We start from the raw sequence: 19,105 nt of genomic DNA, 5'->3' as shown, positions 1-19,105 counted from the left end.
ACAACGCGTCCGTCATGCCACCGGATTGAGGGCGGGTAGGGCGGATTTTCGCGCTCGCCCCTTGTTCGTCGCTGCCAGGGTGATGGAGTCCGCGAACTTGCCGCGATCCAATTGCATGTCGCGCGACCGGAAGAGGCGCCGCTCGAGAATGGTGACCTGTGCCGAAAGCCGGGGATTGCCCTGCGCTTCAGCCCAGTCGGAAACCGACCGGAATCCGAGACTTCCGCTCCAATCCTGAAGCGCCCGATAGATTGCCGGATCGGGCCCGACCCTGATGATGGTTCGAAGGCGGCGAAGTCTTCTCCGTGGAGAGTTTCGGCGGCTCATTCGACGCCGTTCCGCCCATGAGCGGATTGCCGAGCCCTTTTGCCACGCGACAATTGCCGCGAAGCAGGCGAGCACGGCCGCGCATGATAACAGCACTACCTGCCAAGCATTCTTTCCTTGGTCTTCGCCAGGGGGATCGAATTTCGGATCGATGCGCTCGGTTGAGGCCGCCTTCGCCACGACGATATCGACGGCCGGAAGGGTCGCCGTCGCTCCGGCATGGGCATCGAGGTCGAACCATTGGTAGGAAACGGCCGGCGCCTGGAAGCTGCCTTCGGCCGAAGCCGTGTAGACCACCGTTTCGGTCCGGGTACTTCCGGTCTCGACGCTCCGGCCGATCCCGCGCTGTTCGACGCCGTCCGTCAGTGACGGCGGCTTCAGATATTGCGCGACCCCGGCTGCCCGTCCCAGATCGACCGGCGGGATCAGCATGGCCTGCGTGTCCTCGGCAAAGACGACGATCGTCCGCACGACAGCGTCGCCGGCCTTCAAGGTTGACGGGCTTCTGTCGAAGGACTGGGTTACCGTCAGGTCGCGGGCGGCGAAGGGCCTGGCGGTCTGGTCGGGAGCGGCCACGACCTCGAAGGCGGGAAGGGCTACATGCAGCTGCGCCTTGATCGCGCTTCCGTTCGCCGAATAGCCAAGATCGACCGCGATTTCGGGCAGCACGAAGGATCCGGTCTTTTCCGGGACGATCACGTAGCTCCTGCGTATTCCCGAATATTGGACGTCCGCGATCGTCTGGACGAGGTTCTGGGCACGATCGTCGGGAAGCGTGACAAGGGCATCCGGGACCTCGAACAGCGGATATTGCGGCGGCGACGTGAAGAATTCCGGCGCGAAAATGTCGACGACGACGTGGACCTGCTGGCCGGGGACAATCCCATCTGCGCCTTCGATGGCGGCGCGTCCGAAGGGCTCGGCGGCGATGGCCTGTCCGCATATGAACGCCCAAAGAAGCGTGGCTGAAAGTCTCATGGAGACTGCCTCCTCGCTTCGAGGGAAAACTTGCGGGCCATCAGGTCCGCCGGGCTGACGTTGATGTTCTTCATCCACATCTCCGAAGTCTGCTCGGCGATATTAATCAGACCTTCCTTGCCCTCCTTTCCCTTCTCGTCGAACTGGACGCTGTCGGGATCCTCGCTCGGCTGTTCGGGCTGTTCTTCCTGCTTTTCCTGCTGTTGCTTCAGGAGTTGCCGTGCGACGGCGAGGTTCGCCTCGGCCTCCGGCCATTCGCTTCGTTTATCGAGAGCCTTCTCATAGGCTGCGACAGCCTCCTCGAACTTCGATAGCTGGAGGAGAGCATTGCCTTGGTCGTACCAGCTCTCCGCCGTATCGATGGAAGCAAAGGCGTCGATCGCCTCCTCGAATTTGCCGGCTCGATAGAGGGCGACGCCCTTCCACATCGGATCGACGAAGCGGTCTGTGGCCCCGTCGTAATTACCCCGCTCGAAGGCAATGCGGCCCTGCTGATCGGACGTCAGCCATATATCGATCAGCCCGTCCGCACGGGCGCTGCCCGGCGACAGCATCCGCAGGGCGAGCAGCAACGTGGCTATCCGCACCACCCAGCCCTTGCGGAACGACAGGGCCATCGCAACCGCGACCGGGACGACCAGCCACCAGCCGAAATCGCGCCAGCGGTCACCCTCCGTCTCCTGCTTCTGCGCGAAGTTACTGCGGATACGCTGCATGATCCAGCGAACATCCGTGTCGTCGTCCGAAATTGTCGCGACATCTGCCCCGGTTTCATTGCCGATGGCCTCGAGCCCGGCGACGTCGAGCTTAGGAAAGAGACGTGTGTCGGATGCATCCGAGAGAAATCCGCCATCCGCCGTCTTGACCGGTCCGCCCGCCGACGTGCCGATCCCGAGAATGACGACGCCGTCGCCGCTCGACTTGAGTGTCTGCGCTGCAGCGGCTTCCACTCCGTCGGTCAGCAGCAGGATCGTTCCGGCGACCCCTTCTTTGTGCAGGAGGCTTTGTCCGAGCCGCAGCGCGGCTGTCGTGTCCTTGCCCGGCGTCGGCATGATGCGCGTCGCCAATGCCTCGGAGTAGCTTTCAAGCAGCGCCGCATCCTCGGTCGGCGGCAGGACCAGATGGGCGGTGCCGGCATAGGCGACGATCGCCGTGCGCGCGCCCTGTCTTGCCTCGATCACGTCCTTGATCTTGAGTTTCGCCCGCTCCAGCCTGGACGGGGTCACGTCGATGGCGTCCATTGTCTGCGACAGGTCGACGGCGATGACGAGAGGCGCTGTGTCCTCGACGAAGGGCGGCGGCTCACGCTGCCATGTCGGCCCTGCCGCCCCAACGATCCCGGCAGCCATGACGGCCGCCAGCAACCAGGATGGCCGCATTCTTGAGCGCCCCGAAGCATCGACAACGAGGCGGTCGAGCAGATGCGGCGCGATCATGCCCTTCCACTGTGCACGGATGTCGCCGGAGTGTGAAACCATCCAGAGGATCGCAGCCGGCAGTACGAGAAGGAGCAGGAGCCAGGGACGCAGGAAATGAAAATCCGCAATCATGCCGCCGCCCTCCGCCTGAACACGGCCGCCGTTCCCGAGGCGAGATAATAGGCCGCCAGCAATGCGACGGCGGCCAGCAGCGGCCAGTGGAACAGCTCGACCCGCGGCCGCCAGGACAGGTTCTTCTGATCCTCCGGCGTGATCTGGTCGAGCACCTCGTAGATCGCTGCCAGCTGCGACTGATCGCCCCCGAAGAAGTAGCGACCGCCGGTGCTCGCCGCGATCTTCTGTAGCGTCGCCGTGTCCAGCTTGTCCTCGCCCGTTGCAGCATGGTCTCCGATACCCACCGTGTGGACGATTACGCCCTTCGATTTCGCGATCTCCGCTGCCTTCAGGGGTGGCATTCTGCTGGCCGTGTCGTTACCATCAGTCAGAACGATGAGCACCTTTTCCGGAGTGGTCGTCTTCTCGAACATCTTGATCGCAAGGCCAAGAGCGTCTCCCAACGACGTCCGCGGTCCGGCCATCCCGGGGACGGCGTCGGCGATCATCGTCCGGACGAGCTGGTGATCCATCGTGAAGGGTGCGAGCGGATAGGGCGCGTCTCCGAAGGCGACGAGGCCAATCCGATCGCCAGGTCTTTTCTCGACGAAATCGGCGACCACCTGCCTGACGGCTTCGACGCGGGCGAGGGGCGCTCCGTCGGCTCCAGGAAAGTCCCGCGCATCCATCGACTGCGACAGGTCGAGGGCGAGAAGGATATCGCGCTGCGGCTCGATCTTCTCGATCGGCGGCTCCACGAACTGGGGGCGTGCCAGGGCGAGCACCACCAGGCACCAAGCCAGGGTCTCGCAGACGAGTTGAGGCCATGTCCTGCGCGTCACCACCGATCCCTCGGTCGGACGAACGCCCGCCGCCTCGGCGACCTGCGAGAAGAAGGGCAGTCTGACAGAGGCGGACGTCTCCCGATGCGCCGGCAGCAGCCACCAGACCAGCACCGGCAGCGGGAGGACAAGCAGAATCCAGGGCAGATCAAGCTGATACATGATGTTGCTCGATCCATTTGCGGGCGGCGATGACGAGATCGCCGCAGACATTCGACGGCAGGCCCGCGACGATCTCTGCGCCATGATATTCGAAGTCGTCCAGAAGGCGTTCGAGCGTGTCTCCGGCCCCATCCTGGTCATGCGCGTCGAGAAATCGAACCCAGCCGTCACCGGAAAGGGAGGCGACCTCCTCGCGCGGCCAGGCCGCCAGCGCTGTGCGCTTCAGAACTTCCGCGAGATCTCGGATAGCGTCGGGGCGCGTCGCGGGGTGTCGAAGTCTGTTTGCGACCCCTTCCAGCAAGGTCAGGGCCTCGCGCTTGTAAGCGTTGCAGCGGTGACGCCTGATCCATCGCAGCAGCACCAGGAGAGCAGCGAAGGCCAGCAGGGCTGCGACCAGAGTCCAGCCCCAGGCCTGCGGCCACCATGAGACCGGCGCCGGCACCACGATGTCGTGCAGCGAACGCAGCGCCATGTCCGTCATCGGATCAAGCTTTGCTGCCGGCTCCATCAACGCCTCCGTTGCCGCCACGCAGACTGCTCCAGCAGACGTCTGAGCTGCGGAGCGGTTTCCTCGGCGGCCGATATGGGCAGCATTGGAAGCCCGAGCTGACGCTGCCACGCTCTCAACTCCCGGCCGCGGTTGCGTGCGAACGCGTCGATCGAGGATCGGACGCTTGCTGTTCGCAGAACCAGCTCGGCCTGAGGGCCGCCGCCGCTGACGACGATGTCGCCCGATGTCGGCAGGTCCAATAGAAAGGGGTCGTAGACGAGCAGGCAGATCACGTCGTTGTGGATGGAGAGCCTCAGCAGGATGTCTCGTGTCGTCGCGGTATGGCCGTCGAAGTCGGAGACGACGACCACGAGATGGTCGTGGTGGGCGATATTTGCGACCGCCGACAAAACCTTGTCCAACGCTTGCGGGTCAGGTTCGCCTTTGCTGTCTGCGCGCAGGCCCGCGTTCTGCCGTGCGATTTTCTCCGCAAAGGCAATCACCGCATTGCGGCTGCGATGCGGTTTGACCTCGTTCGTCCCGCTTTCGCCGAAGACGAAGCCGCCGACCCGGTCGCCGGAACCCAGTATGCGCCAGGCGCAGAGCATCGCGGCTTCCGCTGCCGTTACCGATTTCATCGATCGCCTGCTGCCGAAGAACATATTGATCCGCTGGTCGACGATGATCAGCGCGGGCCGCTCCTTTTCCTCGGAGTAGACGCGGACCACCGGTCGGCTGGTTCGCGCCGTGACGCGCCAGTCGATGGAGCGGATGTCGTCACCGGGCAGATAGTCGCGAAGTTCTTCGAAGATCAGTCCCCGGCCGCGCATCGCCGATTGCATGCGGCCTGCAAGCTGCTGGTGGCTGCGTGCCTTCTGGACGAAGCTCAGATCTCGGGCTCTCGCTTCGAGCGCGACCAGTTCGTCCGTCGAAACATAGACGCCCGCATCGCTCATGAGACCGCCACCAGTTCGACGATGCGGTCGATCACCTTGTCCGGCGTGGCGTTCGACGCATGCGCCTCGTAGGACAAGATCAGCCTGTGGCGAAAAACGTCGTGGACGATCGCCTTGACGTCATCAGGGGTCACATAATCGCGCCCCTTCAGCCAGGCATAGGATCGCGAAACCTTGTCGAGGCCGATCGCACCGCGGGGGCTGGCGCCCACCTGCAGCAGCGTCGCGAGATCCTTGTCGTAGCGGTCGGGATAACGCGTGGCGAAGACGAGCGCCACCATGTACTTCTCGACGGGTTCGGAAACGGTGACAGCGCCGATCTCCTTGCGGGCGGCGAATACGGCCTGTGGGTTCAGCCTTTCCGGCGACGGCGGCTTCGCGCCGCCATGCGCCTCGTTTTCTTCATTGCGGTTGAGCCGCATGATGGCTGCCTCCGACGCCTCGTCCGGATAGCCGACCTCGACATGCATGAGGAAGCGGTCGAGCTGGGCTTCGGGCAGGGGATAGGTGCCCTCCTGCTCGATGGGATTTTGCGTCGCCATCACCATGAAGAGCGGCGGCAGGGGATAGCTCTTGCCGCCAACGGTGACCTGGCGTTCCTCCATGGCCTCGAGCAGCGCGGACTGCACCTTGGCCGGCGCGCGGTTGATCTCGTCCGCCAGGATGAGATTGGCGAAGATCGGCCCCTGCTGGAACCTGAATTCGCCCTTGCCGCCCTCGCTGAAGTAGATTTCGGAGCCGGTAATGTCGGCTGGCAGCAGGTCGGGCGTGAATTGAACGCGTGAAAGCTCTGAATCAAGGTTCTTTGCCAGGCTCTTGATTGCTCTGGTTTTTGCGAGACCGGGAAGGCCCTCGACCAGCAGATGGCCATTGGCAAGCAGCCCAAGGAGGAGCCGTTCGACCATGGTCTCCTGACCGATGATCGACCGGCCGATACGCGTGCCGAGATCGAGGATGTCGTCGCGAGCCGTCATGGGGGGCCTCGGTGAGAAGGAGAGGGGCGCGCAGACCGCCTGCGCGCCTTGGTGCGTTGCCTACTTCTCGATACCGCGATCCTTGAAGGATTGGTCAATCGCCTTGTCCACCTCCGCGCGGACGCCTTCGATGTTGAAGCTGGCGACCCGCTGGCTGGGCGGATACTTGACGAATGTTTCCAGGAAGGCCGCTCCCTGCAACTGACCCTTCACGAGCAGGTAGTCGTTGCGCGTGAGCCAGTCATTATACTGGTCCGAAACGGTGTCCGCGCGCTCGTATGGATCCATCCGCAGGTTGAACAGCTTCGGAATGCGCCAGGTGACGAATGGAGTCTGCCAGACGGCAAAGCCGCCCGGAGCCGGCTGTTCCTTGAAGACGACCTTCCAGTCGTCGTAGCGCGTCGCCACCAACCCGCCGTCGTCGTCGAAGTAGTAGAAGTCGCTGCGGGCGCTCTTATCGGCCTTGCCGGTGAGGTAGTCGAGCTGGTTATAGCCATCCAGATGGTTGCGGAAGCTGTTGGCGCTTCCATCCGGCTTCCAGCCACTCAGGAGGCGGCTTTTCACGTCGGGATCACCCGCGGCCGCAAGCAGCGTCGGGAACCAGTCGAGACCGGATATCATTCCATTCGAAACCTGGCCGGGCTGGATGTGGCCCGGCCATTTGACCATGGCCGGGACGCGGAACGCGCCCTCCCAATTGGTATCCTTCTCGCTGCGGAACGGCGTCGTCGCCGCGTCCGGCCAAGACCATTGGTTCGGCCCGTTGTCGGTGGTGTAGACGACGATGGTGTTGTCGGCGATCCCGAGTTCATCGAGCTTTTTCAAAATCTTTCCGACCATCTCATCGTGCTCGACCATGCCATCGGCATATTCGTTTCCGACCATGCCGCTCTGGCCCCGCATCGACTCCCGCACGTGCGTGAAGACATGCATGCGCGTCGCGTTCATCCAGGTAAAGAACGGCTTTTTCGCCTTCACCTGACGGTCCATGAAGTCCATCGCCGCAGAGCTGGTCTCATCGTCGATGGTCTCCATCCGCTTCTTGGTCAGGGGACCGCTATCCTCGATCTTGCCGTCGGCCGACGCCTTGATGACGCCGCGCGGCGAATAGGCTTTCAAAAACTCGGTGTCATCCTTCGGCCAATAGGGCGCTTCCGGCTCCTCTTCGGCGTTCAGATGGTAGAGGTTGCCGAAGAACTCGTCGAAGCCGTGTTTGGTCGGAAGATACTCGTCCCTGTCTCCCAGGTGGTTTTTGCCGAACTGGCCGGTCGCATATCCAAGCGGCTTCAGCGCCTGGGCGATTGTGATGTCGCCGGCTTGCAGACCGACCGGAGCACCGGGTGCGCCAACCTTGCAGAGACCGGTGCGCAGGCATGTCTGGCCGGTGATGAAGGTCGAGCGGCCCGCCGTGCAACTGTTCTCGGCATAATAATCCGTGAACATCATGCCTGATTTGGCGATGCTGTCGATGTTTGGCGTTTTGAATCCGACGACGCCGAAGGAATAGGCGCTGATATTTGTCTGCCCGACGTCGTCGCCGAAGATGACAAGAATGTTTGGCTTGGAGGTATCGGCTGCGGCCGGTGCTGTTGCCGCCTGCTGCGCGAATACCGGGGTTGCGATCGCGGCCGAGGTCATGGTCATCGCGACGGCGGCCGTGGCGGCAAGGAGTCGTCGATAGATGGGCGTACTCATCACGGGTTTCCTTTTTGCTTGCGGTTCGACATTTCGGTCTGCTTTTTGACCGGATGACTTGGCTGGAGATACTGCTTCAGGCCCAGCCAGGTGGTAAGCTTGTAACTGTTACTTCGAGGTCGGCCGGAGGTAACAATCGCCCGCCCAAGCCTGTTATTGCGTCAGAGGCTTCGACTGACGGTCGTTATGCAGGCTGTCTTCCAGCTCCGTTCCTGTCGGCTGCTGCCTTTTTGCAGGCTGCTCGACGATCGTCAGTGGTGCTGCAACTGCAGCGCCTGCGATCGTGCCGACGGTGCGCGCTGTCCCGCCCATGACGGCGGCGACGCCCTGTCCGAGAGAAATGTTGGAATCCGTCAGCGTTTGCCCGGTCATCAGACGCTGGCCGATGAGCTGAACGATGCCGGGACTTTCGGCGAACTTGCCATGATGGAGGCTGTCGCCGGTCTTCACCTTCGTGAGGTCGATCGCGGTGATCCCTGCCTTCTCCAACCGGGACCGGTAAGGCTCTTTCGATGGGTCTATGGCGCCGAGCCGCGACACATTGCCGGTGATGAAGCTCGACGCCGCGAGCGCCCGGTCGTCCTGGGAGACGAAGATCGTGAACTTCGGTTTCGGGTCTCCCATCTCGACGAACTGCTTGGCGAACACCTGAATGTCGATATCGGGCGAGGCGAGGATGACGTTGTGTATCTTGGCGTTGACGCGGCCGTCGCGGATGCCGATCTGCCGCAGCGATTCCATCGCCAGCCACGTTCCCATGGAATGCGCGAGGATGGTGATGTCCTTCACATCAGGATCGGCGGCGAGCACCCGCAGGGACTGCTCGAGCGCCGTGCGCGAATAGTTCGTGCTCTCCTTGTCGTACTCGTATCCGGTGAGCTGCGCGCGTGACGGCCAGGTGAAAAGGATCGGCGTTGCCTGCATGCCGCTGTCGTGGACGATCTGGGCGAGGCGGAAGACCGAGTCCTCGTATGTGTTGTTGAACCCGTGGATGAAGACGAGCGCATGCCCGCCCTGAATATGCTGGCGGAACCATGCCCGGCCTTCCGGAATGGAGTCTATCTGCTTCACCCGTGTGACGGCAAAGTCCGTGGCAGGATTAGGCGGCAGCCGCTGCGGCCACTGGACGGTGCCCGGCTCGCGCTTAGGCGGAATGGAAACCGCGACGTCGGTCATGGAGGGCTTGGGGCTTCGCTCGCCGTTGAACAACGTCGCCGGATCGCCGACGGCTGTCGGGTCGTTGCAACGAGCATGTCGACCTGCGCGGTTCCGGGCGTCGCCGCGGTCAGCGCCACAGGCTGCATGACGCCGCTTGGGTGTCCGCAGGCGCAAAGCGGCGCCAGGAGCACCAGCAGCGCGATCAGTCGAAGCGATGTCGCCCGGGGCATGACCGATCCCTATTGCGCCGCGATGTTCATCGGCTTGGTGATCGACAAGGGCATCGAGATCGTCAGATAGACGGCGTCTCCCTCGGCGCGGTTTTCGGCGGCGAACTCGTGGAAATACTTGATGCGGGTCGATATCGGCACTTCGCCGGCCTTGAACGTCCAGCCGATGGTCGCGCCGATAGCCGCGACGCGCCCCTTGAAATCACTGGACGCGCCGGCGCCGCTATCGCCACTCACCTGGTCGTAATAGTAGCCGACGAGACCGGCGTCGAACTGCTCGTTGAAGTGCTGGACCGCCGCCCACTCGACATGGAATTCGTTGCCCGTGCGGTAGTCGGTGGCAGGGTTCTCGGCATTGAACGTCATGCCGACAGCCGCCGAAAGATCCAGACCGATCGTCGGATCAAGCCAGGTCACGGCCGCGCTGATGTCAGCGCCCCAATGGTGGAATGCCAAGTTGGAGATCTCGCCATCCTGATAGTCGCCGATCGGAACATTGACCAGAAAACCCGTCGTCCAATGGAAGTTGCCGGCGTCCCAGCCGAGTGTTCCGCTGACGACAGGATCGCCAATCGTGAAGATCGTGTCGGTGATCGAGCCGCTCGCAGTTCCACCCCTCGGTCCGGCAAGCGTCAAGTCGGCATCCGTTTCCATCCAGCCAAAGGGAACGGTTGCGCCAAAGCCGAGACGGCCGCCGAGCACCTCCTCGCGCAGGACCCAGAGGACGGTCGGCGCTGCCAACACCGCTTTGCCCTCGACGCCGACGGCAATACGTCCGCCGGTGGGCAACTGCTTGCCGCCACCCAGATTGCCATTGTAGATCCAGATGTCGTTCTGAAAGAAGACGCCTGGAGGAGGAAGGATACCGGCCGCCGGCCCTTTGGAGCCCAGCAGATAAAAACCTGCGCCGCGTTCGGCCGCGAAGGCAAGATTAGGCAGCAGCGCCACCGCCGCAATCATCGTCAGTCGTCTTCCAACATTCCAGATCATGGCAAATCTCCACTCCGTGAAGCTTTGTTTGCGGCCAGCATCGGCGGAACCGGCCGCCGCGGCGAAGCTCGTGCGGGTCCCGAGCGCCGATTGACGCCTGTGGTCACCACCGCGGGATCGGCCAGTATGTTGCCTGTGAGAAAGGTGGAGGCGGCTGAGAAGACAGGCAGCTTGCGCATCATGGCGCCCTCGACATCATCGCCCGCAGTCTGCGGACAGATCGAAAGAAAGCCATCGAGGGCTGCCGGACAAGGATGTTACTGTTACATCGGGCCATTGCTGGCGAGTTCCGGCGATTTTAGGCCCGCTTCCAGAATGCCTGTTCGAAGGGCAGCTTTGAGACTGCTGTCATAACGTGCTCCGGAGAACATGGCCGCGACTGTCCGGTCGAGATCGGAGTGCTGTAGCCGAGCCGCGGCTATCTCCTGCTCCGTCACCGGCCGGTCACCGAGGCGAGCGATGGCGGCCAGCTTCAACACGGTCGTCGGCGTATCGGCTGCCGGGACTTGCCGGGCAAGGAAGACCGCTTCGGCATAGTGCCCTTGGCGGTAGGCGTCGAGGATCATGACGAAGTTCGCGTCACGTATCGTCTGGCCGACGAGATCTGTCGCCTCTTTCGCGAGGCGGACACCCTCTTCCCAGCGCCCGCTCAGGAAGAGGGCCATGGAGAGCTTTGCCAGGAGGTCGGCATTTTCCGGGTTCAGCGCAACGCCGCGCCGGCCGGCCGCGATCGAGGCATCGTTCTGGCCGACCTGGTATTGTGTCGCCAGCTGGGCGAGCGCCGGCCTTATCGAGGTGGGCGATATCGTTGCAGCCCGGTTCGCGAGGTCGAGACCGCGGCCGAAGTAGCTGTCGTCGCCGGTCGTGCGGCCGGTCCACATGAAGACGCGCGCAAGTGTCGCCATCGCGTCGGCGTCAGCGGGATCGGCGGCGATCGTTGCCTCCAGGCAGGGGCTGGCCGCCTTTAACGGGGCCAGCTGGCGCTGTTCAACGGCGAATTCGCCCCTCAGCACGCAGATGTTGCCGGTCGTGGATGCCGGCAGATTGCGCCGCAGCTCCATGGTGTTGACGACGCCGACAGGCCCTGCGATCCTGCGCGACACGCCGTAGACGAGCGCGCGCAGCGCGTCATCTCGCGTCGCTGTTCCGGTTGGGCGTCGATCCTGGTCGGTCCAGACGGCCTCTCCCGTGGCCGCGTCGGAAACCTGCCACCACAAGGAGACAGATGTCGCATCCTCACCGTAGCGCATCCTGACCGCGTAGGTCGTCTGCTCGGCCGGGTCGATGCCCGGCCTTGCCGTCCCGGCCTCGGATTTGAGGCGGACTGTTCCAAACCGAGCAAGCGACACGGCCAGATCTTCCATGACCGCCTCTCCGGCCACCGTATCCTTCTGCGCCGCGTTCAGCGATAATGAGACGAATGGCTTTTGTGTATCCAAGGGCACCGGCATGGCGGCGCGGAAGACAGCGTAGCCTCCGGCCAGGGCAACGACGGTGAGGCTCGCCAGCGCGACGGCTGCGTAAGGTTTTCGGCTGACCGTGGACCTTAACGACGCGGTCGCGTCTTCGACTGCCGGGACGACGTCCTCTTCGACATCGGAAACTTCGTCGCCCGGGCATGGCGGCTGCTCCCGCTCGACGAATACAGGAACATATCGCCCGCGGGGAATGTCCAGGCGCGCTCCGGGCTCGTCGCCGAGCTGCTCGTAATATTTCGCCAGGGTCTCACGAAGACGCGTCGCTTCTATGCGCACGATCGGATCGGATGAGGGATCGAATGATGGGGGCCGGTTGAAAACGTCGATCGCGATGGAATAGGCCTTCACCGTGTCGCCGCGACCTTCGAAAACGGCGTCGACGATGTACCTGAGAAACGCTCTATGGCGATCGGAGACATGAAGCCGTGGGTCGGCCAGAAGCCGCTCCGCTTCCGACCTTGCCTCGCTCTCACAGACCGCCTGGGCCCCGCTGCTCACGCCGTTCGCTGCCATTACGCACCTCACGCCCGCCCGTCCATAAGCTGTCGCGAATATGCGTCATGTCACTGAAAGTTGCAATCCTGTTCCCTTGCATGGTGAACGATAAGTTAAGAATGCCGGTCCGGCCGTGTCCGCGCCATGCGTGAACGGCAGCGGAGGACAACGTCGGACTCAAGCGCCTGGCACACGCCCCGGTACTCTTCGACGAGCCCGTCCTCTCCATCGCCGGGGCGCCGGACAAGGCGTTCCAGCGTGGCGGTCGCATCTTGATAAGCCTCGCAGAGAGCTTCGAAGGACGGATCGTTCGGCCAGAGGCGCTGAAGCTCGCCACGCAACGACGGCAGCCGCAGCATCAGCTTCAAAAGTCCGCGGTGGGCGGCATCTCTGACAGTGTCCATGGCGAGCAAGCGTTCCTTTCGGACAGGAGGCGTGCAATGAAGCGCGAGGCGCCTCGGTCCATTCTCGCGCCGGTCAACCGCAAAAATCGAGAATGTTACTGTAACAATCGTACGATAGCGCCCGCCTTCCGGATCACGGTAACCGTTACAGCCTGCGGCCGAAGACAGTTTCGTGCTGAAGTGCCTGCGGTCGATAGAGGAGGCTTCCGTGCGCCCGTATGCTCCAGCATTCCCGCTACTGCTGGCATTGGCTTGCCCCGCCGGTGCGCAGGAGGCGCACGACGCCGTCAACGAGGCCAACAACCCGCTCACGCCGAAGATCACCATCAACCTTCAGGACTATTATATTCCGAGCTTCATCGACACGCCGGGAGAGCCCGAGGCGAACCAATTCCTGCTGCGCGGCCTCATCCCGTCGGACATGTTCGGGCTGCCGCAGCTTCTTCGCTTTACACTCCCGATCGCGACGTCCCCCGACGTTCCAAACGGATATGTCACGGGGCTCGGGGACCTCACACTGATGGATCTCTTCATCCTGCCGAAGCATGGAGACGTCACCCTCGGCGCCGGTCCGCTGCTCGTCGTTCCCACAGCCACGGACGAGTCCCTTGGAAGCGGCAAATGGCAGATCGGAGCGGCGGGCGTCGTTGTCGCACCTCAAAGCTGGGGCCTCCTCGGAGCCCTCGCGACCTATCAGACGTCCTTCGCGGGCGTGGACGACCGGGAGGATGTGAGCCTTTTGACCATCCAGCCGATCCTCAACATCAATCTGTCGGACGGCTGGTATCTGCGTTCGTCGGCGACGTGGAACTTCAATCTCGAGAGTGGCAACTCCTACATTCCCATGGGCGCGGGCGTTGGCAAGGTGTTCCAGCTCGACAAGGGCGTGACGATGAATGCCTTCGTCGAGCCTCAGCATACGGTCTGGCACGACGGACCGGGTGCGCCTCGCTGGCAGATCTTCGCCGGCGTCAACTTCCAGTTTCCGGTCGGACGGTGATCGACCGGCAAGCAGGGCGAGATGACGTTCCTGCTATTTTGATCGTTTAATGACCGTCGGGCGGGACGGCCTCAGTCGGAACCGACTCTTTCAGATTCTTCCGGTGGAAGATGAAGAGCCCCGCAACGACGATGATTGCGGCGCCGACGATGATCTGCGTATCGGGAACATCGTCGAAGAACAGGTAGCCGAGGACGATCGCCCAGAGCAGCAGCGTATATTGCAGCGGCGCGAGCAGTGATGCCGGTGCGAGCTTCAGCGAGCGGGTGATGAGCAGATGCGCGCAGGAGGCGACGATGCCGAGCAGCAGCATGCCGGACCAATCGATGAGCGTTGCCGGCTGCCAGTGGCCGACGCTCAAGACGATGCCGGTGACGAGCGCGGCGATCGTCTGCCATGTCACCAGCGTCGTGTCGCTGGTCGAGCGCAGATAGCGGCTCATGACCAGCGACAGCGCAAAGGCAAGGCTGCCGGCAAGACCGAAGAACGATGGAAGCGACAGCATCGCCGTGGACGGACGCAACGCGATGACGACGCCGGCAAAGCCGATCAGAACGGCGAGCCACCGGCGCCAGCCGATCTTCTCTCCGAGAAAGAAATGCGAAAGCGCCGCGATATAGATCGGTCCGGCCATATAGAAGGTCATCACATCTGCGAGCGGCAGATAGGCGACGGCAGCATAAAACAGCGCGACATCGCAGGTCGCCATGAAAACACGGATGAACTGCAGGCCCTTCTGCTCGACGCGGAACAAGGCCATCGGCCCTTGCCTCAGGATCATTGGTCCGAGCACGATGAAGGCGCCGACCGAGCGGATCACCAGCACCTGGCCGACGGCAAAGCTCGCGACCAGCCACTTGCCCATCGCATCGTTCAGCGCAAAGAGCAGATCGCCGAGCAACATCAGCACGACGCCGGTCATGATCAGGTTTCCGGCGTTGGCGGCAGCCGTCTTGGTCTTCATCTCTCATATCCTCGCAAAACGGCCGCGCATGCGCGGCCGAGTGCGGCTTCTGCCTTAACAATGCCAATGTCAAGCGCATCGATGATGCGATGAAGCCGCCGTTATAAGGTCAGCGGTGTCCCCGCCGCACCTTAACCAAGATACTTAGATAATTTCGAGGATTGCTGCCATAACGGGACGGCTGCTTCGCGCCAAAGGGAGATTTCAGCTAAATGAAAAAGGCATCGTGAGATGTCCATCGATCTGGCACAATTCGCCTGTTCGCCGCGAGGTGCACAGGTTCGAGTTTGAACTTCGAAAACCAGCGTCAATTGATGGTTTCGAAATCGCCTGGCTTCCAGCCGTCAAATGCCAGTGGCTGCGGACCGTAGATACGGAAGTAGACGAACCATCCCTTGCCCTGAAGTGTCTTTATCCAACGGCCTTCGCCGCCAGGCGGCCGCTCGGGGCCGAAATACAGATCGATCGTCTCGCCCTTTAGGTCCTTCAACTCAAACAGGGAGCGCAAAGCCGCATTCTCCTGATCGGTCTGTATCTGACTGCGCGTCTGGGCATCGTAAACCGTGATAGACCAGAACAGTCTGTTTGGTACCGGTAGCGGGACCGTCAACTTGTAGGTCTTGCCGCCGTCCAGATAGGCCCCCGCCTTGTCCGTCAGTCCAAGCCAGTAGAGTGAGCCGGCAGCGGGATCGCGCCGGAACATGGCAGGTGACGTGGCGATGGCCTGATAGAACCATTTGTCGAGGGCGTAGTTATCCCTGTAGTCCTTGGCGTCGAAAGTCCCGTTCTCGTAGCGCAAGGCCGCCCATTGCCATTGCCGGTCATTCCATACAACCCGATCCGGCCTACGGTCTGCGAGTGCTTCCACCCGCATCTGTGCCGATGCCATCTTCGCCGCCTGTACCAGAATGCCCTTCATCCGTTCATCGGGAGCAAAGGGCTGACCTTTCATGATGCCGAGCGCGGCTAGATCGCCATATTGGCTTCGCGAATCCTCCAACGGCGGCTCGCTCTCGATGACGGTATGGAGCACTTCCCAGAATTTTATACTTGCCTCCCACGCCGTCGGCGTCTGGTTCTGGGGTTCGGGTGTCTGATCGTACCATGTGGGGGCGACCCAGCCGGCAGCGGGATTTAGTGGATGCACCTTGATGGTCTTCAGGCGCTCGACTGCACCCTTGACGTCGCCCTCCTGAGGGATGGCGCGCAGGCCGGCGATGACGCGATAGGATGTGGCCCGACCGACAAAATATCCGTCGGGGACTTCGCCTTTATATCCGGGAGGGAGCAGAAGATGCTTGCCGCCCTTGCCTGCGTCTGGGCCCGGCAAGCCCATGTCAATGATCCAGCGCTGGTTTATATCGAGGGCAGCACCCAGCAGCGGACCTGGAGGCACTTCGATGACAAGTGGGCCATCCTTCAGGTCGAGTATCATGCCGCCATAGGGCGTGTCGGAGTTAAGCGTGAAACCGACATGCTTAGGCATGGTTTCCAGAAAGCCAAAAGTCTGGTTGGGCTTTGCCCCAACGCGGATCATTTCTTCGTAGATCGCAGCGCTCGACACCGTCGGATAGAAAAAGCGATAGGCATGAATCGCACGGTTGAGGTCCAGTTCGTTGTAGACCTTCTCGACGGTTTCCGGTGTCGGATAGCCGCCCGTGAACTTATACTCCTGCGCGACGGCAGTGTTGGTGAACAGGAGTGCCGCGATGGCGGAGATCGCCAGCGGTCGTCTCGTCGAGCCCATGTTGATCATAACCCATCTCCTTACGCTTTGCGGCGAGCCGTCCGACGCCGCGATATCTGCGCCCCCTGCTTATTGCACGGCAACCTTCTCGACGTCGGGCAGCACCCACGCCTTTTCGAAGAACTCCTTCTTCGGGCCATAGGCGCGGAGCATCAGTTCGAATTCCCGCAGCGGATCGGTCGGCACCCAGTTTGCTTCCTTGCCCGCAGGCGCGGTCGGGCCGAAGTACAGATCGACGGAGCCGTCGGCGTTTTTCCGGACCTCGGCATTGTTGGAAGCCCTGCTTGCGCGCGTCATGTTTCTCACCAGACCGTGCGTCTGGCGGTCGTAGACGGTGACAGACCAATATTGGTCGACCGGAGCGTCCGCCGGTACCGTCAACTTGTAGTTTCGCGCACCATCGAGATTTTCGCCGTCCTTATCCTTCGGCGCGAGCAGGTAGAACTGGCCGGCACCGAGACGCTTTATGCCGATGTAGCCCAGCGTATAAATCATGCCGCGGACATCGGTTGGATAAAGGCTCGTGTCGGCATATCCGTTCGAAACGGCCTTGGCGAGCGCCGGCACGCCAGCCGGACGCCATTGGGTTCCTTCGTAGAACGGCTCCCATCCCGCTTCATACTTCGCATCGAGAAAGGCTTTCGCCTCCACTGCGCCGGCATCGAGCAGAGACCGGGTCTCGGCATCAGGCTTGAAGGGTTTGCCTTTCTCGATGCCGAGCGACTTGAGCGTGTCGATCATCGCCATGTCGCGAGCAAGCCACGGTTCGTTCTGCACGACACGGTTCAGGTGCTCGAAGAAGGTCGAATCGAAACGGATGGTGGAGTCGAAGAGAACATCCTGCGCGTCGGTGAACACCGTCTGTGACGGGTTGTCCGCCTTTGAGAGCGGGTAAACCTTAACCTTCTTGCCATACGCGACGGATTTGGCGACATCGTCGTTGCTATGGCTGGCTAGGTTCGACCTTACCAGCGCGTAGCCGCCAAAGGTGTCCGATTGCAGGGGCGTGAAGCCCTTCGGAACGGTCCCCAAAAAGCCTGGCGGCAGGACGACGAACTTACCACCCGCGCCCTTGTCCACGCCGAGGAGGCCCACATCTTCGAGCGGCATTTGCCACGCGGTGACGATATTGCCGTTGAGCGAACCTTCTTCCGCAGCCGGCACATCGATAACGATGGGACCATCATGCGTGTCGAAGAAGGTCATGAAATATATCGTGTCGGGATTGGGCGTGAGCGTCTGATTCATCCAGTCGAGCGCGCGGCCCCAATAAACGATCTCGTGTTGTCCGGCTTTGGTTGTGGTCAGCATCTCCTGGAGCATCAAGTCATAATTGACCGCCGGCATGCCCCAGATCACGGCCTCAACCGCGCGGCGCTCGATGGCACGGTTCTGAAGTGCCTGCTGCGAAAGACTCTCTGCCAGCGAGGGCATCGCAAGAAAAATCAAACAGACGATCGCGGCAATTCTCTTCATCATGGCGGTTACCTCCAGATTGAGGTGAATCTTGCGCGCCACGTGAAAAAAAGGAAGTACGTTACAGTTACATGGCCGTAACTGATGCAATTTACAGCGAGGAGGCTTCGGCAAGTTCGCCTTGAATTCAATGATGGCGACGACCGCTACGGGCCGACGGGAGCCTTTAGGCACGTATCATCCTGAGGGGCAATTCCACGGCAAGAGATCCTCAATCTGGCACTGCTTATGGCCGTTGACGATGGCAGTGAGCGTGGCGGTCAGGTCTAGAGCGCCCAATCATCCCAATTCTGGACTTCGGCAGCTTTATCGTCGCGGCAAATCGTTTCCAGCGCCAGCGAGGCTCGACTGGAGTGCCTTTGTTTATGCCGCAGGATCGCAAATTGGCGGGACGGCAGAGGGAAGCGCGCCTTTACCAGCAGACCTTGCGTCAAGAGCGGTGCGGCCACGGCACCTGAGACGACCGTCGCGCAGAGGCCTTCTCTTGCTGCCGATATGACCGCCTCGTTCGATGGCAGCTCGAGCGCGACAGCCAGATCTCCGGGGACTATGCCGAGATTGGAAATCGCCGCCTCGAAAGCCGACCGGGTTCCGGACCCCTTCTCCCGCATGACCCATTTTGTGCCCGAAACCAGGTCTGCCGGTGCAATTGGTTTGCTACGCGCCCAGGGATGGCGCGGACCGACGACGACAAGGAGTTCGTCCTCGGCAAGCGGCTGAACATACAGCGCCGGTTCATCAACGCTGCCTTCGACGAAACCGACTTCGGCCAATCCATCGAGAACCGCTTTCGCCGCCGTGGTCGTGTTGCCAATCATCAGCTTCAGGTCGATGCCCGGGTAGCGGATCTTGAAACGCATCAGCATCGCCGGCAGCCAGTAGCTTGCGATCGTCTGGCTCGCAAAAACGACCAGTTCACCCTTTTGCAAGCCGCCGAGATCGGACAGGACGAGCGCTGCGGCCTTTGCGCGCGCCAGCGTCGCTCTAGCCTCCCCCAGAAACACCCGTCCTTCATATGTCAGCTCTATACGGCGTCCGACGCGATGGAAAAGCTCGACACCATAGGAAGTCTCGAGATTGCGGATAGCCGAGCTGACGGCCGATGGCGTGAGCCCGATTGCAAAGGCGGCCTTGGTCAGATGCTCGCGTTCGGCAACCGCGACGAAAATGGAAAGCTGTTCAAACGTCATTGATTCAATCGTTCGAT

Annotated in this window: 15 protein-coding genes and 1 pseudogene; 1 reads left to right on the top strand and 15 read right to left on the bottom strand. The window is 61.9% G+C overall.

Annotated features, from left to right (window positions below; translation table 11 throughout):
• Positions 1-12 precede the first annotated feature (12 nt).
• The 11 genes and pseudogenes from HX898_RS20320 to HX898_RS20270 form a co-directional block, all read right to left on the bottom strand.
• Positions 13-1,305, bottom strand: a complete 1,293-nt coding sequence (locus HX898_RS20320) for a BatD family protein (RefSeq protein WP_180195532.1) — start codon at positions 1,303-1,305, stop codon at positions 13-15.
• Positions 1,302-2,855 (bottom strand): VWA domain-containing protein, encoded by a 1,554-nt coding sequence (locus HX898_RS20315; RefSeq protein ID WP_180195531.1) that lies wholly within the window; start codon positions 2,853-2,855, stop codon positions 1,302-1,304. The genes HX898_RS20320 and HX898_RS20315 overlap by 4 nt, the downstream gene beginning before the upstream one ends.
• Positions 2,852-3,841 (bottom strand): VWA domain-containing protein, encoded by a 990-nt coding sequence (locus HX898_RS20310; RefSeq protein ID WP_180195530.1) that lies wholly within the window; start codon positions 3,839-3,841, stop codon positions 2,852-2,854. The genes HX898_RS20315 and HX898_RS20310 overlap by 4 nt, the downstream gene beginning before the upstream one ends.
• Complete coding sequence (locus tag HX898_RS20305) at positions 3,828-4,349, bottom strand: DUF4381 domain-containing protein (RefSeq protein ID WP_180195529.1); 522 nt, start codon at positions 4,347-4,349, stop codon at positions 3,828-3,830. The genes HX898_RS20310 and HX898_RS20305 overlap by 14 nt, the downstream gene beginning before the upstream one ends.
• Complete coding sequence (locus HX898_RS20300) at positions 4,349-5,287, bottom strand: DUF58 domain-containing protein (RefSeq protein ID WP_138388810.1); 939 nt, start codon at positions 5,285-5,287, stop codon at positions 4,349-4,351. Before HX898_RS20300 ends, HX898_RS20305 begins: the two co-directional genes overlap by 1 nt.
• Positions 5,284-6,261, bottom strand: a complete 978-nt coding sequence (locus HX898_RS20295; protein ID WP_138388811.1) for a MoxR family ATPase — start codon at positions 6,259-6,261, stop codon at positions 5,284-5,286. The genes HX898_RS20300 and HX898_RS20295 overlap by 4 nt, the downstream gene beginning before the upstream one ends.
• A gap of 60 nt (positions 6,262-6,321) precedes the next feature.
• Positions 6,322-7,956 carry an arylsulfatase gene (locus tag HX898_RS20290; RefSeq protein ID WP_138388812.1) on the bottom strand — a complete coding sequence of 545 codons (1,635 nt, stop codon included), beginning with the start codon at positions 7,954-7,956 and terminating at the stop codon, positions 6,322-6,324.
• 153 nt (positions 7,957-8,109) lie between these two features.
• Positions 8,110-9,344 (bottom strand): annotated as a pseudogene (locus tag HX898_RS20285) (alpha/beta hydrolase).
• A 9-nt stretch (positions 9,345-9,353) separates the two neighbouring features.
• The gene (locus HX898_RS20280; protein WP_180195528.1) at positions 9,354-10,334 is read right to left on the bottom strand and encodes a transporter; all 981 of its coding nucleotides are present in this window, start codon (positions 10,332-10,334) and stop codon (positions 9,354-9,356) included.
• A gap of 263 nt (positions 10,335-10,597) precedes the next feature.
• Complete coding sequence (locus HX898_RS20275) at positions 10,598-12,325, bottom strand: hypothetical protein (protein WP_180195527.1); 1,728 nt, start codon at positions 12,323-12,325, stop codon at positions 10,598-10,600.
• A gap of 95 nt (positions 12,326-12,420) precedes the next feature.
• Positions 12,421-12,711, bottom strand: coding sequence for a hypothetical protein (locus tag HX898_RS20270; protein ID WP_180195526.1), 291 nt, complete (start codon positions 12,709-12,711; stop codon positions 12,421-12,423).
• Positions 12,712-12,919: 208 nt separating this feature from the next.
• On the opposite strand from HX898_RS20270, the gene HX898_RS20265 reads away from it, so the two are divergent.
• On the top strand, positions 12,920-13,711 hold the full coding sequence (locus HX898_RS20265; RefSeq protein WP_180195525.1) for a hypothetical protein: 792 nt from the start codon (positions 12,920-12,922) through the stop codon (positions 13,709-13,711).
• Positions 13,712-13,757: 46 nt separating this feature from the next.
• On the opposite strand, the gene HX898_RS20260 is transcribed toward HX898_RS20265, so the two are convergent.
• The 4 genes from HX898_RS20260 to HX898_RS20245 form a co-directional block, all read right to left on the bottom strand.
• Positions 13,758-14,675 (bottom strand): DMT family transporter, encoded by a 918-nt coding sequence (locus tag HX898_RS20260; protein WP_180195524.1) that lies wholly within the window; start codon positions 14,673-14,675, stop codon positions 13,758-13,760.
• Positions 14,676-14,982: 307 nt separating this feature from the next.
• Positions 14,983-16,431, bottom strand: coding sequence for a DUF1254 domain-containing protein (locus HX898_RS20255; RefSeq protein ID WP_246697944.1), 1,449 nt, complete (start codon positions 16,429-16,431; stop codon positions 14,983-14,985).
• Between the two features lie 60 nt (positions 16,432-16,491).
• Complete coding sequence (locus HX898_RS20250; RefSeq protein ID WP_180195523.1) at positions 16,492-17,901, bottom strand: DUF1254 domain-containing protein; 1,410 nt, start codon at positions 17,899-17,901, stop codon at positions 16,492-16,494.
• Positions 17,902-18,164: 263 nt separating this feature from the next.
• A complete protein-coding gene (locus HX898_RS20245; RefSeq protein WP_180195522.1) occupies positions 18,165-19,088 on the bottom strand; it encodes a LysR family transcriptional regulator in 924 nt (307 codons plus the stop codon).
• Between the last annotated feature and the right edge of the window lie 17 nt (positions 19,089-19,105).

The organism is Rhizobium sp. WYCCWR 11128 (genome assembly GCF_013416305.1).
In the GTDB taxonomy this organism is placed as follows: domain Bacteria; phylum Pseudomonadota; class Alphaproteobacteria; order Rhizobiales; family Rhizobiaceae; genus Rhizobium; species Rhizobium indicum.
The sequence above is the reverse complement of the archived record's forward strand: the minus strand, read 5'-3'. Positions and strand labels throughout refer to the sequence as shown.